This is a genomic window from Paenibacillus aceris (assembly GCF_017874035.1).
Classification (GTDB): domain Bacteria; phylum Bacillota; class Bacilli; order Paenibacillales; family NBRC-103111; genus Paenibacillus_E; species Paenibacillus_E aceris.
This window is the reverse complement of record NZ_JAGGKV010000027.1, coordinates 58,471-73,066: the sequence shown is the minus strand read 5'-3', so window position 1 is coordinate 73,066 and position 14,596 is coordinate 58,471. Positions and strand designations below refer to the sequence as shown.

15 protein-coding genes are annotated in these 14,596 nt (G+C 46.4%); all 15 read right to left on the bottom strand.

The window, feature by feature from the left end:
* Window positions 1-13: 13 nt before the first annotated feature.
* Window positions 14-1,105 (bottom strand): CgeB family protein, encoded by a 1,092-nt coding sequence (locus tag J2Z65_RS30430; protein WP_240160066.1) that lies wholly within the window; start codon window positions 1,103-1,105, stop codon window positions 14-16.
* A gap of 5 nt (window positions 1,106-1,110) precedes the next feature.
* Entirely contained in the window at window positions 1,111-2,277 is a 1,167-nt protein-coding gene (locus J2Z65_RS30425; protein WP_240160065.1) for a CgeB family protein, read from the bottom strand.
* A gap of 6 nt (window positions 2,278-2,283) precedes the next feature.
* Window positions 2,284-3,168 carry a dTDP-4-dehydrorhamnose reductase gene (gene rfbD / locus J2Z65_RS30420; protein ID WP_240160070.1) on the bottom strand — a complete coding sequence of 295 codons (885 nt, stop codon included), beginning with the start codon at window positions 3,166-3,168 and terminating at the stop codon, window positions 2,284-2,286.
* Window positions 3,168-4,208, bottom strand: a complete 1,041-nt coding sequence (locus J2Z65_RS30415) for an NAD-dependent epimerase/dehydratase family protein (protein WP_167068110.1) — start codon at window positions 4,206-4,208, stop codon at window positions 3,168-3,170. The genes rfbD and J2Z65_RS30415 overlap by 1 nt, the downstream gene beginning before the upstream one ends.
* A gap of 20 nt (window positions 4,209-4,228) precedes the next feature.
* Window positions 4,229-4,777, bottom strand: coding sequence for a dTDP-4-dehydrorhamnose 3,5-epimerase (gene rfbC / locus J2Z65_RS30410; protein WP_167068107.1), 549 nt, complete (start codon window positions 4,775-4,777; stop codon window positions 4,229-4,231).
* Window positions 4,774-5,991: an L-2-hydroxyglutarate oxidase gene (gene lhgO / locus J2Z65_RS30405; RefSeq protein WP_205301092.1), complete on the bottom strand. Its 1,218-nt coding sequence runs from the start codon at window positions 5,989-5,991 to the stop codon at window positions 4,774-4,776. The genes rfbC and lhgO overlap by 4 nt, the downstream gene beginning before the upstream one ends.
* Entirely contained in the window at window positions 5,988-6,728 is a 741-nt protein-coding gene (locus J2Z65_RS30400) for a sugar phosphate nucleotidyltransferase (protein ID WP_167068104.1), read from the bottom strand. Before J2Z65_RS30400 ends, lhgO begins: the two co-directional genes overlap by 4 nt.
* 29 nt (window positions 6,729-6,757) lie before the next feature.
* Entirely contained in the window at window positions 6,758-7,486 is a 729-nt protein-coding gene (locus J2Z65_RS30395) for a glycosyltransferase family 2 protein (protein WP_167068101.1), read from the bottom strand.
* A complete protein-coding gene (locus J2Z65_RS30390) occupies window positions 7,483-8,556 on the bottom strand; it encodes a glycosyltransferase family 2 protein (protein ID WP_240160064.1) in 1,074 nt (357 codons plus the stop codon). Before J2Z65_RS30390 ends, J2Z65_RS30395 begins: the two co-directional genes overlap by 4 nt.
* A 4-nt stretch (window positions 8,557-8,560) precedes the next feature.
* Window positions 8,561-9,370, bottom strand: a complete 810-nt coding sequence (locus J2Z65_RS30385) for a glycosyltransferase family 2 protein (protein ID WP_167068098.1) — start codon at window positions 9,368-9,370, stop codon at window positions 8,561-8,563.
* Between the two features lie 135 nt (window positions 9,371-9,505).
* Entirely contained in the window at window positions 9,506-10,936 is a 1,431-nt protein-coding gene (locus J2Z65_RS30380) for a glycosyltransferase family 4 protein (RefSeq protein WP_240160063.1), read from the bottom strand.
* 473 nt (window positions 10,937-11,409) lie between these two features.
* Entirely contained in the window at window positions 11,410-11,754 is a 345-nt protein-coding gene (locus J2Z65_RS30375; RefSeq protein ID WP_167068095.1) for an alpha-helical endospore appendage domain-containing protein, read from the bottom strand.
* 17 nt (window positions 11,755-11,771) lie between these two features.
* Entirely contained in the window at window positions 11,772-12,062 is a 291-nt protein-coding gene (locus tag J2Z65_RS30370) for a hypothetical protein (RefSeq protein ID WP_167068091.1), read from the bottom strand.
* Window positions 12,063-12,173: 111 nt separating this feature from the next.
* Window positions 12,174-13,490 carry a UDP-glucose dehydrogenase family protein gene (locus J2Z65_RS30365; protein WP_167068089.1) on the bottom strand — a complete coding sequence of 439 codons (1,317 nt, stop codon included), beginning with the start codon at window positions 13,488-13,490 and terminating at the stop codon, window positions 12,174-12,176.
* An 8-nt stretch (window positions 13,491-13,498) separates the two neighbouring features.
* Entirely contained in the window at window positions 13,499-14,590 is a 1,092-nt protein-coding gene (locus J2Z65_RS30360; protein WP_167068086.1) for a glycosyltransferase, read from the bottom strand.
* Window positions 14,591-14,596: the final 6 nt, after the last annotated feature.

The window sequence follows — 14,596 nt, the reverse complement described above, 5'->3', positions numbered from 1 at the left end:
CTTAACAATCTGTTCAATGAAAAATAAGATCCAACATGTGCACGATCCGATTGCGGTACGTATGGTCACGCATCGTTCTTTGAAGTCCTTGCAATGCGATTTGCCTGCGTTCTTCTTCGTGGTGAAGGTAATAATTGATTTTGGACATAAGATCCTGCGGAGAATCATAAGTTGCAATCTCCTGCCCAGGCGTATACATCGTGCCTAAGTTCGCACGACCATCTGTCAGCTGCAGTTGGCCGCAGGCGCTAATTTCAAACGAGCGGGGATTGATCGAGTGCGCTGGGATTAAACGGGTATTTTGATTGGTAGAATCGTCAATTGACCGGTGCAAATTGATCACGATTTTAGCACCATTGTAGTAACTCGCGCTATTTTCAGGCGACATCCATACTCCTGTTTTGATTTTGCTCTCCAACAAAGCATAATTGCGTAACCGATCCCACCAATAGCCGGCGATTAACAACTTCTTGCCGGCAAGCTCATGAGCAATTTGTTCAAAGAAGGCAACACGGTTCCAGAAGGCAACCCCGATAAAACAAATATCAACCCGGTATTCGGCACTAACAGGCATTGGGTGATAGATTGAGCGATTAACGCCAAATGGCAAATGATAGACTTCACTGCAGCCCGCCTCCTGATATAAGGGCACACAGCTTTGTTCTAGTGTAAACACAACATCGTAATGTTTGGCTATATCGATGGTGACATCGGTGTAGTAAGGATCGTCAGCGAACCACACAGCTGTCTTAATACCCATTGCCCTTACTTCATCCACGACTTGAACCTTGAGAAGTTCAACAGAGTTCAGCGATAATAGGAGATCAGGTCGAAAGGATCTAGCTGCATCCAAAACATCATCATAAGGGGCAAGCGTCAGCACTTCCGCACAAAGTGCCTCTAATTCAGCTAGAATGCCCTGATCCATAGGGCGGTAAGACCAGTTGCCAGAAGATACATACATGACTTTGATAGCTCTTCGAGAGCCGATCTCCGGAATTCGCCCCATAATGGCTTCACATCGGCCCAAATGATAACCATGCTGCCATCCGCTGCCATAACCATCCGCGTGTCCCCGATTCCAATCGCTTCGTCTTCCTTTCAATGTACTCACCTCTTCGAAATAGCGGATTCGCCATTCATAATCGTTAACATTTGATGTAAGCGGCCCCGGTAGGTATGTTCTTGAAGTGTACGAGATAAGCCCTTTAAGGCGATACGCTGCCGCTCCTCTTCATGATTCAAGTAATATTCGATCTTCGCTACCAGCTCCTGCGGGGAGCTAAATGTATCCAATTCTTCACCAGGCGTATATAAACTTGATAATTCTTGGCGTACATCCGTTAGCTGAAGCGTGCCGCAAGCTGCAATGTCAATAACTCGAGGATTAGGTGAATAAGCAGGAATGCGTCTACTGTTGCTGTTATGAGACTCATCATCGATGGATCGATGCAGATTTATCACGATTTTCGAGGCATGATAATGCTTGGCGGTTTCTTTAGGATCTAACCAGTAGCCTTGAATTTTGGATGCCAGTTTATCATAGGATCGAAGGCGATCCCACCAAAATCCATTAATCATGATATCTTTATCTTTGAGATAATCTGCAATTTCATCGATAAAGTGTACCCGATTCCAGAACGCGGTGCCTATAAAACAAATATCTTTGCGATATGAAGTAGGCACGTGCTCAATCATGGTGCTATCAGGATTAATGCCGAACGGAAGATAGTAAACATGATTGCAGCCTAGTGACTTATACAAATCTACACAACTGCTCTCCAGAGTAAATATGAAATCATAATTGGGTACAATCTTTATCGTGTGATCCGTATGATAAGGGTCATCGGACAGCCATATTGCCGTGCGGATGCCCAAAGAACGGAGTTCCTGCACTTTATCGACCGGGAATGAGGGCGCAAGCGTAAATAGCATTAGAACGAAATCTGGTCGGGTTTCCTCGGCAATTCTAACAAAATTGTCTTCAGGATTTACCACGATAACCTCGCGTACCAGCTTCCGCAGGCCATCCGCAATGCCTCCATCTAGAGAAACATAAGGAGCTCCATCGGCCCTCACGTACATGATCTTCAGATCCCACAGAATACCGCTCTCTTGCGGTATATCCCGGACGACTCTTTGACAGCGTCCCATATGATACCCATACGACCATCCCTTCGAGTACCCAACTCGTCGGCCGGCTTCCCAGTCCTGATTCATCGGAGTCGGCCGGGCCGTGCTGGGCCGCAGCTTCTTTCGTTCTCTTATGGCCTTCATCCTTGATCACCCCTGATCTCCTGTGTATCCCTTAAGTTGAAGGTATTCTCGCAATGAACTTTTCCACTCTGGCATTGGATAAATGCGGTTCATCTTTCCATTATCCAGAACACTGTAGGCAGGTCTTTGACACACGGACGGATATTGGCTGGATGGCACAGGCGTCGCTTCGTACGTTAGCTCGCATAAGGAAAATGCCTGGGTAGCCAGCTCATACCAACTGCACGCACCCTCTCCTGAGCAATGATAAATGCCGTATTCTGACACATTTTCATCGATAAAGAATTTAATAGCTCTAGCCACATCTAACGTATGGGTGGGTGACATGACAACATCGTTAACAACAGAAACCGGTTTCCCCTGCTTAACAAGACGAAGCATGGTTTCAATGAAATTTCCTCCTTTACCGCTAGATCCTGCAATTCCATATAAGGAGGAAACACGAAATATAAAATAGTGATCCAGATAGTCCGCGATAACTTTCTCGCCTGATGCTTTGGAATTCCCGTACACATTAAGCGGATGAGGTTCGTCCTCTTCGGTATAAGGCGTACCTTTGACCCCGTCAAATACATAATCTGTGCTGAAATGAATCAGGGTGATGCCGTACTGCTTGCAAAAGGTGGCCATCCGCAATACCGCAACAGCATTAACCATCAGTGCTTTTAACGGCTCTGTTTCGCATTGTTCCGTATTGTGAAAGGCCGTGCAATTGATTAGTATGTGAAACGGACCTAACTTCTCCAAGAAAGGAATAATTGATTCCGTATCCTCCACATTCAATTGATCGCGTGTAACGGCGATAATCTCATAGTGATTATTTCCTGCGAATTGACTGCGGATATCTGAACCTAACTGACCATTAGCGCCTAGCAGCGCGATTCTTCGCATCACTCATTCCATCCCTTGAGCTCCATGATGCCTCCATACAATTTGACATCTTCAATAATCCGATGCCACTTCATCAGCTCGCTGTACCAATTTAATGTAATCGTTTGAGCCATATCCGTCACTTCGCCCGCTTCCAGCGCATTGTAAATTTCAAGCGCTCCTTGGGCAGCCGTCCACTTTCCTGTCCATTGCAAATCCTTTTCAATTTTGTCAAAGCTGACACGATAAGAACGGTGGTCGGGTGCGCCGTACCAGTCAATACTGACTTGCTTGGGGATGCTGCTAGCAACCTCTTCAGCCAATTGACCAAGCTGGTAGTTATTACGATCAGAGCCAACGTTATAGATTTGTCCGTTAATAACATCTGGGGCGGCTTCGAGCAGCAGGCACATGACGTCTGTCGTATCTTGGACATGGACGAAAGGTCTCCATTGAGAACCGTCTCTCATTAATGGAATGCTGCCGTTTTGCCACGCGCCAAGCGCCATGCCGTTAATGGCCAGATCGAAGCGGATACGGGGGGAATGACCATATACGGTAGCCTGCCGAATGACAACAACCGTAAAGGAATCATCTGCTAACGGAAGGACGCCATGCTCCGCCATTTCGTTTGCTTTGGCATAGGTTGTAAGCGGATTGGTGGGGGATGTTTCATTGACGATAACCTCTGGCGGCTGAAAGCCGTATAGGCTGCAAGAGGAAGGAAGAATGTAACGTTTTACTCCCAGTTTCTTGGCTTTATGTGCCGTGCTGACACGGGAGATATGATTAATTTGATAAGTCGCTTCCTGAAACAGCTCTCCGCTGGGGTCATTGGAGATGGCCACCAAATCGATGACCGCCTCTACATCGGCGAAGACCTCTTCCTTTAGACGACGGGAATCTTCTTTGATGAGAACAAGATTCGGATGATCCGGGAGCTTATCGATGCCAAAGAAGAAACGGTCTACCGCTTTTACTTTGTAGCCTTTATCCAGCAGCTTGGGGACCAGTACACTTCCGATATATCCCCCGGCTCCCGTTACCAAGATTGTCTTCATAATGTTCCTCCTTAGCGTATTTAATTAAAGTTATTGTCCGCTTGCTGAAGGGGCGGATGTTGACGATCCTTAGCTGACAGAATGGGATCCGACATCGGCCAATCAATAGCAAGCTGCGGATCGTTCCACTGAATGCCCCGATCATGTTCCGGGGAGTAGTATTGATCGACTTTGTACATGAGTTGTGTATGAGGAACGAGTGTGCATACACCGTGCGCAAAACCCTGAGGCACCAAAATTTGACGCTTGTTCTCAGCACTCAAGATGACGCCAATCCACTCGCCATACGTTGGCGAGCTCTTTCGAATGTCTACAACGACGTCATAGACAGCGCCAGATAAGACTCGAACTAGCTTCGTCTGCGCTTTTGGCGCCAACTGATAGTGAAGGCCACGCAGTATACCCGCCTCTACGGATAAGGAGTGATTATCTTGAACGAACTCGCAGTGAATACCCAGCTGCGCCAGCTGCTCTCGATTGTAGCTTTCCATGAAGAAGCCACGATGATCGCCATGCGCTTTCGGTTCTAACAGCAGCACCCCGGGCAGTTTCGTCGAAACCACTTTCATGCCTGTGAGCCTCCTCGTAAATGTGTGATTTGATCGACCACATAAGCAGCAAACGGCATGGAACATGTGAAAGCCGGAGACACAGCGTTAAGCACATGCATGGAATGATGATCGCCTTCTATAACGAAGTCTTGCACTAGTTCCAACGTTTCTTTGTTTAACAGCTGCGCACGAATCCCTGGACGCAAGTAGTGTCCGAAGCCGTCCGGGTCGATATTCCAAACCATACTCATACCTAAACCGATGAAATAGGATCTTATATATTTTCGCATTTCCTCGAATACCAATCGTCTGAAATGAAAGGAATTCGTGAGAAACAATTTAGCCTCATAGCCTACGATTTGCAAAAATTCCTTCCAGCGGAACCCCCGGAAGCCCGAATAGTTTTCGCGCCAGAAAGCTGGAATCGCAGTAGGGCCAATCTTAATGCTGCCGTCTACAGTTTTGGTATAGTGCACGCCAAGAAAAGGGTTGCCCAAATTGGGAACCGGATAAATATTCGTTCGCACATCCGTTTTATTTTTCGTATATTTCAAGTAAATGCCCTTAAACGGAATGATGGTATAGTTCAATCCAAATCCAAAATCATGGGCAATGCTATCTGCATAGAGACCGGCCGCATTGATTAAATATTTAAATTTAAAGGTATTCTTGCTTGTAAAAACAAGATCCCCTTTATGCTTCTTATATTGGGTCTGAAAATAAAACGATACACCGCGAGCCATATTGTCATACTTGAGCATCTGGCAGACCTCGAGGGGATCCACCGATGCCGTTGTAGGAGAAAAGAGCGCTTTACGATGCGTCTTGGCATTAGGATCAATGACATGAACATCCGCCTCATCGATCCACTTCAGTTCAACCCCATTGATGTCGGCTCTCCGCTTCAGCTCTTCGAGTCCGGCTAGCTCGGACTCATCCTTCGCAACAACCAGTTTTCCGCATTCATTTAGGCTAAGCCCATTCTTCTTACAGTAAGCCCTCATCGCCTGATTACCTTCTTTGGTAAACTTGGCTTTTAGACTGTTTGCCGTATAATAGAAACCGGCATGCAGCACACCGCTGTTACGGCCACTCGCATGCGCTGCGACATCCTCTTCTTTTTCCAGAATGCATACGGTAGCCCCAGGCTCTCTCAGCTTAAGCTCACGCGCTATGGTGAGTCCGATAACGCCGGCTCCGATAATGACATAATCATACGCCTTCACTGTCACTGCCCATCACCTGTGTTTATTTTCGGGTATTCTCGCAGCTTTTCGGTTGCTTCATACCAGGAAGGAAACGTCCCGGCATCAATCCACCAACCGTCTAATATGTGATAGGTCAGTTTCCCTTTTGCCGCATACAAATTGTTTACGTCTGTTATCTCCATCTCACCGCGTGCGGATGGCTCGATCCCTTTGATCAGACCGAACACGGAAGAATCATACATATAGATACCTGTTACACAATAGGAGGATTGCGGATTTTCAGGCTTCTCATCAATTCGTTTAATCAATTCGCCGTCCATAACCGGAACTCCATAGCGCCTTGGATCATCGACTGCTTTCAGAAACACTTTTGCACCGTCCGGCTGCATGTCGAACTCTTTTACATAAGCAGTCAAAGAAGATTCAAATAAATTATCGCCTAGTAAGACGATCAGCTTCTCACCTGGGTGCACGATGCTTTCAGCAAGCTCCAGAGCCTCGGCAATCCCGCCGGCCTCCTCCTGGATTTTGTAGGTAATCTTGACTCCCCAATTCTTGCCGCTGCCCAAAAAATCGATATAAAGAGCTGCTGACTGCTTTCCCGTTACGAGCAGGATATCGCTGATTCCCGCTTCTCTCAATTTCTCTATTGCATAATAAATCATCGGATATTTGCCGACGGGAAGCAGGTGTTTGTTAATCATTTGGGTCAATGGCCGGAGACGAGTTCCCGTTCCACCTGCAAGAATAACTCCCTTCATCGCAACGCCCACCCTTTCATTAAGACTGCTTATATAAATTGATGTGGATCCACGCCCCATTTCTCAATAAAAAGATCTCGCGAGCGCTGCACAATCGCCTTAAACTGCTGCTTGCTCTTTTTGCCGAAGCTGGCGCTGCCATGATGGAAAATAAAAGTATCCTCCGCCATCATCAGCTTGAATCCTGCATGCCTTGCCCGGTAACAATAATCGTCATCCTCGAAATGTCCGGGGCTGAATCGTTCATCTAATAAACCGATACGATCCATCACTTCTCTTTTAAATAAGAAGCAAAAACCGATAAGACGCTGCACCTCGGTATAGGTTCCTTTTTTTTGTTCATTATAGTTAACCGTCATCTCTTCGAGCGTTGTATAAGGCTCTATAATTTTCTGCCTGCCGCTAGCATAGTTGGTCATCGGCCCCACAATGCCGACATCCGGGCTGTGATAAAGGCAATCCAGCATATTTACCAACCAATTCGGCGTCAACAGCACGTCATTATTCAATAATAGAATGGTGCTGCCCTTAGCCAATTTCATACCCGTATTGCAAGCTACCGGAAATCCTTTGTTGTCATGAAATGAAACGAAAGGGACCCGTTCCTGGATCAAAAAATCGAGAGTACCGTCGGTAGATCCATTATCGACAACAATAATTTCATACGGAGTTTGCGTGTGAAGTCGAATGGAATAGATGCAATCCATCAGCAATGCTTTTTCATTAAAAGTTGGAATAATGATACTGGTTGCATTCAATGGAATCCCTCCCCAAGTGCGGAACGCTTCCGGATTGCATCCTTATACTGAAGCCGACTGCTGTAGCTGCTGAGTAACATATGCATGGCCTCCAAATGGTCGCCAAGGATGAGACTCGAGACCGGATTGGATGCTCCCGTATTCAATTTGGTCACCTTATTGCTAGAAATTACATCGATGCTGGCAGGTGCACATATCTTAAGTTCAAGCTGTATAGCCAGTGACTGGGCTTTAGGAGGTACTGCCAAATTGGCTGCCCCTATTTGTTCAATCGCTTTTCGGGAGAGCATGTGAGGAATGGCTGTCATGGAATTCGTTTTTAAATCCGGTCTGCCTTGAATGGCGTTCAAGAACTGTTTCATCATCGTTACGCTGTCGCGATATGCGAACTGACCGATGAAGGGAGTCATATCGTTAAGGGCTACGTCCGCCCCCCGGTCAATAGCTCGAATAAACGGAGCCAGTTGTACCGCTTTAACCGGGATATCCCCATCGATAAACAGCACCATGTCTGCTGTAACTAATCTGGCCCCAATCGACCGTCCCACGTCATGACCGACGGAATCCGGATAATGAACAACCGTCGCAAGCGGGCATTGTCTGGAAATTGAGAAGCTATTATCCGTTGATCCATTGACAACGATAATGATTTCCTTCATAGGAAGACGCTGCAGCTGCTCAAGGACGCTTGCAATCGTAGATCCTTCATTAAAGACTGTGACGACTGCCGAGAGACTCTTCAGTGTTGGAACCAGTACCCCATCGGGTTTATCGATGCCCGCTTGTGCGCAGTAACCTGCAAGATAAGCTTCCGAGCATCTTTCATATAAGGCATCCGGAATTCTGCGCCCTTCTCCCAAGTAGAAGTAATACCACAGAAAATTGATATAGCGGATAGGCTGCTCCTCTTCCGGAAGCGGATGATCCACTGCATATCTGCGGCCTGCCTTCTGCGCCATGAGTATCCAAGGCATCGATGGCGTTATTCGTCTTCTTCTTTTCGTATACATGCTCTTTCTTCTAAACGGCCTCTTCTTAGGTAATTGTTGTACGATGGCTTTTCGTTTCATAACATCACCCCACAAAGGATCGATCCCGGGATAAATCTGTCTGGAGACCACGCTCGTTCGTATCCTGCAGTAACCATTCGATGGCTTCCAAGTGGTCTCCGACAATGAGATGCCGCAGCGGATCTACCTTGAATGCTTTCCTTCTTCGCGGATTCATCCGACCCACATTCACTTCATGCACCTTATGAAGATCAAGCCCTTTGCGAATAGCTATCGTTTGAGCTAGCGGAGGTACAGATAAATGTTTAGCTTCTATTTGTTCCAGCGCTCTTCTGCTTAACGCGTGAGGAATTGTCGTCATGGATGCTCCACGCAAATCAGGACGGGAAAGAGCGAGATTCAAAGCATGCTTTGCTAATACAACAGGATGTACTTCGTCCGTAAGAACTTTGCCTGTGTAACTGTTCAGCGCCACATCGACGCCTCGTTCAACTGCATAGATGAAAGGTTTCAAATCCCTCGCCTGTATCACAATATCGGCATCGGTAAACAGCAGGATGTCCCCTCTTGCATGCATCGCACCAATACTTCGACCTACATCATGGCCTAACGATTCCTTGAAGGATATCACTCTTGCCCCCATCTTCCTGGCAATGTTCTCTGTCCCATCCGTTGAGCCGTTACAGACAACGATTACTTCTGTAAAAGGATGTACCAATCGAGCCTGACGAATGACGGCGGCCAACGTCTTGCTTTCATTCATTGCCGGTATGACGACCGAAACTTTGGGTGATTCATGTTCGGATAAAGGTTTGGAGGCAAGGCGAGGTTTCGCTTTCGGCTTCAAGCTCTTTCGTATCACTCGCTTCTTCATATCCACGTCCTCCTGAGCCAATTGCCATTTAGTTTCGTTCCCATTGTATGTTTATCCATTTCGAAGGGCACGGCATACGTTTAAGCCCTTTGCAAGATTTCATGAAAATGGGACATTTATCCCTCTTACCTTTTCTTATATAAGTCCTAACTGAGATAACCGTTTTTTAACTTGTTGACCTACAACCCAAGGTGAGTACTCGGAGCGGATGGTTTGTTTACCATTATGCGCAATAGCCATTCTCCATTTGGTATCCTGAACCAACCTCTGCATGTAATGAGCCGCATGCTCTGTATCTGGTTTAGCCCATACTTGATGCGCTTTATAAGGCCCTATATCCCGACCAACCGGAACAAGCTTATAATTCACTGGACAAGAGTTGTCAGCGTTCATGAAGTCGGTATTTCCAGACCAATTCGTGCCGATAACCGGCTTACCTAGGTACATAGCTTCTGCCATGACAAGGCCAAATCCCTCCGAGCGATGCAGGGAAACAAAGCAATCCGTAGAGTTAATCAGCGTATCCACCTGATCACGGTTCATAATTTGTTGAATGAGATAAATGTTGGAGTAACCTTCCATTTGCTGCAGAAGATCTTCAAGATCCCGTGGGTTGGAGTTTGGATTATTGACTTTTACGACCAAACCAACTGTCAAATCGCTAGGTCGAAAAGCCTTCTTGAACGCTCTGATAACGGCTTGGGGGTTTTTTCTCGCTTTCGTACTGTGCGTGTCGTACATACATAAAAAAAGAAATTGCTCTTCAGGGAGCCCAAAAGATTTTCGGTCAAATGAACGGTCATTTTTCACATGAATAGCATGAGGAATTTTCACAACGGGGTGAGGAGACTTCATCTTAACGGCATCTACAATAAATTGAGACGGCGCCCAAACCTCGTTGACCAGCTCAAAGCTGCTGCACCACTCATCCGGGAAATCCGGCAGTTCCCATGCCCAGTACCCGATATTGAAGCGATTGTTAAAAATTTCCCGACCCAGCGGGTGGAAAGGCCGGTCATAGGCATCACGTAAATTACTGGCATTCATATGAAAAAAGTTAACATGAAACGGGACCTCATCCATTTCCTTATGAATCCATGTCAGATCTTTATTTCTTGCCGACCTGGCGCCCGGATCAGCAAAATTAACGATGCCAAAAGGAAGCTCTACAGTGTCGAATGACTTTGCCATTAATCGGCACGCTTCACCTATTCCGATTTCCGTACGAATGTAACCGATCAGGTTTACACCTTTCTGTAAAACCAATGGGGCAGGATTCGGCGGAGGTTCGATGACTTGCGGTTTCGCTTGGGGTTCGATGTATGGCGGTATTACTTCGGGATCAACTGTTTCTGTTAACGTTGGAGGCTGATGCAACTCATATGTTCCTACAGGTTGTTCTACCGGCATTGTGGCTAGCACTACTTGTCTTTTTCTCATAGGCTTATTAAGCAAAGATCTCCTCGTCTTGAACGGCTGTTTTTTCTTCGCGCTTGTCTTCATAATTCGCTTTTGAGCTGTATCTTTTAGCTGCTTTCTTGTTTTTACAACAGAGGTTTTCCTCATCGATTTCACTCCTTACTTGTCTAAATAGGTCATTCTCACTAACCTTCCTCCATACTATGAATACCTGTTTGTAGATTCATACGCATGAACCCAGCTTGGCTAAAAATTGGCGAATGACTAGAAGGATCGATGAATTTGCTTATTGCCAAAAGGGAATGGAATTAAAATAACCCCTCCTCATCTAACCTTAGATGAAGAGGGGGACTTTGAATGGACTTTTGCTCGCGGATTCACCCACGGCTGCGCTGGAGTCCCTGTATGTTTCTCACTGATCTGTATGCCTGTAATCTTTCTCGTTAGAACCTGCTGATATTTCGCAATAATGTCTAAGTTCTCCGCTACTTGCTTTGCTAATGGCGGTGAAGCCTCAATACACTGTGTCACACTCTCAATAATACGCGCCAAAGCGCGTTGACTGAGAGCCAGTGATTCTAACAAATCCAATTTGATAAGTTGTTTTCTATCCTCGGACCTCATTTTTCCATACCGCTTCCTACACCGAACAAATCTCCGAAGCCGCCACCCGCACCTCCGCTTGAAGCCTCCTCGCCTTTTCCAAGCAATACCCCCATATGTTTGGCAAACGCAACCTCCATCTTGGTAACCCCTTCAATGACAGACAGCAGCTGCGCATGAATGTTTTGCGATTCCTTGACATGCGCTGCGTTGTCTTCATAGGCAGCTGTAGATAAATGATTGCAAATCCAGTTTCTGGATTTCTCCGCATGGACAGCTTTGGCTTCTAATATTAAAGCCACATTGTACTGGATTTTCACCATGGCATCCAAGATAGATAAGTAGCTTTCCGTTCTGTCCATTGTCTTCACCTCTATCCTTATTCGTAGCTAGGAGTTTCCTTCATCATATTCATAATAGGCGTTATATTATCCACCAGAGCATCCTCTAAATCTGCTAGATTATTTAGATAGGTGGCTATTCCTTTCGCAACGTCAAGAGAATGTTCCATCAAAGGGTTGATATCTCCAAAAGATGGATCCTTATCCGGTATTTGCCCCACCATCTCTGCCATATGAGCAACAATGAAGCGTTTGGCCTCCAAGATGTCAGCCAGCTTGTGTTGAGACTTCGCCATATGCTCCAGCATCGAAGTAATCTTTTCCTCCACACGTATTCCTCCCTTGTATTCGCAATGGCTCAGTCTTCCGTTCTTCCCCTTTAGCATATGCGGTTCTATACGTATTGGGACTCCTCATCGGCAAAAACAAGTTTGGCTCCTTTACCAGAGCAGTCCCTTATAATGATCTGTTGTTGGCTTAGCATCTAAAATGCGCACCAAATCGATCACCTTCTTTGACGGCAAGATGTCCAGGATGAAATCACGGTTCTCCTGGTTTTTATGGGTTACAACAACGAGATCTGCGAATTCCTTAATTTCCTGCAAATCGGGTGCAAGCAGTTTGGCCAAATGCGGCACCGTAGATTCGATATAATTTTTATTCGCGCCCATCAATTGGGATGTAAGCACATTGTTATCATAAATCTTAATTTCATAGCCTTTGCCCAATAGCCGTTCCAACAGCTTCACTACGGGACTTTCTCGCAAATCGTCTGTCCCGGATTTAAAGGCCAAGCCCAGCACACCGACTCGAACCATCCCCTCCGCTACAATCATGTCGAGCGCCCTCTCAATCAACATCGCATTACTGCGCTCAACAGAGGACAGCACGGACAGTTCCACATTTCTCGAACGCGCCATAGCGTTAAGAGCCCTCAGGTCCTTAGGCAAGCAGGAGCCTCCATAAGCGAAACCAGGCATTAGATAGGCTGGCGATATATTCAAATGACGGTCTTTTACAAACAAGCCCATGAGTGTATGCGGGTCGACATTCATTGAATGACACAGAGCAGCAACTTCGTTTGCGAATACGACCTTCAAAGCATGGAAGGAATTGTTCACGTATTTGATCATCTCCGCCACTTCTCTGTCCGTCTCCAAAATGGGAGCAGGAATGGGGCTGTAGATCTGCCTAAGCATCTCCAAGGCCTTCTCATTTCGAGTCCCTATTAACGTATAAGGCGGATTAAAGTAATCCTCAATGCTGGTGCCTTCACGCAGAAACTCCGGATTACTGACGACGGCAAAATCCTCATCTACACGTTTCCCGGACCGGGCAATCCTCAGTTCAATCTCCCGGCATGTTCCAGGAGGCACGGTGGATCGAATGATGATGGTCTGAAATTTCTCGCTTCCCTTTATCGCTTCGCTGATTTGATCAGCCACATGCCGAATAAAGGAGAGATCGGGATAACCGTTTTTATCGGAAGGGGTCCCTACGCAGACTAGACAAATATCGGCTTGAGAGACTGCCGTCTGGATGTCGCTCCTTGCCGATAACCGGCCTTGTTTGTGCTGATCTTCCACCAGTTCAGCTATGCCTTTCTCAACGATCGTCGGCTTTCCCTGATTGATCAGATCCACTTTGTGCAGATTCACATCCACACCGATGACTTGATTACCCATTTCGGCCAGACAGGCAGCCGATACGCATCCTACATAACCAAGACCAAATACAGCTATTGTATAAGCAGTCATAGGCATATTCATCCCCTGTACTTTTCAATTTCATGAATGACCTTCTTCGCGGTTTCCCTCATACTATAAGTCTGCGTAAGCTCTTGTTTCGCGGTTTTGGCCTTCTCCTTTGCCTCCACCCGATTTGCCCATACAAGCCTCATCTTCTTTTGCAAGTCCGCTATGGAGGGATCTGCCCAGTAATGCCCGTTAAAAATCGGGTTATCATTACCGGAAATCTGAACTAGCCCTTTAATATCAACCAGATAGGAATTGTGTTCGTGCATAAAATCCGTATGTCCGCTCCAATTCGTTCCGATCACCGGTATTTCCATCAGCATAGCTTCAAAAAAAGGCCTCCCCCAGCCTTCGCCTCTCGTTGGGAGGACGAACGCATCGCAAGCGCGGTATAAGCTGACGATATCGCTAGGCACCAGCATATGGTCAATGATATAAATGCCGGGGCGCTTCCGTTTCGCCTTAGGGTGAGTATTTATGAATTGTTCAATGATTTCCGTCTGCCGGCTATCGCGCAATTTGATGACCAATGCAGCCTGATCCTCCTGCGAGAATTCGTTCAAATAAGCTTCGAGCAAAAGATCATACCCCTTGCGTTTCTTTAAATCGAAAACGGACAAAAACTTAAAAGACTTCGAAATCGGTAGAGATAATACGGGTCCTTCCGGAGAAAACCCCCGATAATCGAAAAAATTAGGAATTAGACGTAGAGGAACCTTTACGCCGGATGAAGTGAATGTCGTCTGATTGAACTTGCTCTGTACCCAAACTTCATCGAATTTGTTTAATTCGTGCACCCAGCTGTCCGGAATCCGGTCCGTCTCGAACGTCGTTCGGGCAATGTTAATGCGGAAATCGGGGTTGAAACGGGCAAAGGAGCCGATCCAGTTGTACAAATAGACATCGTTGGAAGGTAATCGATTGTTCTCAAAGGAAGAAATATAGTCGATTTCCTTCGGATGCAGTACCGTATATTTATCAGATGGATCCCTGGCTTTTATCCGGACACGATATCCTGCTTGGTCAAGTATCCTTAGCAGCATACGATTTCCCTCGGCAAGTCCGTGTCCGTTATAAAAGATGCCCTCAAGCAGAATATTCATCCGTTT

Bases quoted from the DNA above. Each gene is read 5' to 3' on its own strand.
- J2Z65_RS30375 (WP_167068095.1), bottom strand. From the start codon at position 11,754: ATGGACAGAACGGAAAGCTACTTATCTATCTTGGATGCCATGGTGAAA.
- rfbC (WP_167068107.1), bottom strand. From the start codon at position 4,777: ATGAAAGTGGTTTCGACGAAACTGCCCGGGGTGCTGCTGTTAGAACCG.
- rfbD (WP_240160070.1), bottom strand. From the start codon at position 3,168: ATGCGAAGAATCGCGCTGCTAGGCGCTAATGGTCAGTTAGGTTCAGAT.
- J2Z65_RS30425 (WP_240160065.1), bottom strand. From the start codon at position 2,277: ATGAAGGCCATAAGAGAACGAAAGAAGCTGCGGCCCAGCACGGCCCGG.
- J2Z65_RS30415 (WP_167068110.1), bottom strand. From the start codon at position 4,208: ATGAAGACAATCTTGGTAACGGGAGCCGGGGGATATATCGGAAGTGTA.
- J2Z65_RS30380 (WP_240160063.1), bottom strand. From the start codon at position 10,936: ATGAGGAAAACCTCTGTTGTAAAAACAAGAAAGCAGCTAAAAGATACA.
- J2Z65_RS30390 (WP_240160064.1), bottom strand. From the start codon at position 8,556: ATGAAACGAAAAGCCATCGTACAACAATTACCTAAGAAGAGGCCGTTT.
- J2Z65_RS30385 (WP_167068098.1), bottom strand. From the start codon at position 9,370: ATGAAGAAGCGAGTGATACGAAAGAGCTTGAAGCCGAAAGCGAAACCT.
- J2Z65_RS30365 (WP_167068089.1), bottom strand. From the start codon at position 13,490: ATGACTGCTTATACAATAGCTGTATTTGGTCTTGGTTATGTAGGATGC.
- J2Z65_RS30360 (WP_167068086.1), bottom strand. From the start codon at position 14,590: ATGAATATTCTGCTTGAGGGCATCTTTTATAACGGACACGGACTTGCC.
- J2Z65_RS30400 (WP_167068104.1), bottom strand. From the start codon at position 6,728: ATGAAGGGAGTTATTCTTGCAGGTGGAACGGGAACTCGTCTCCGGCCA.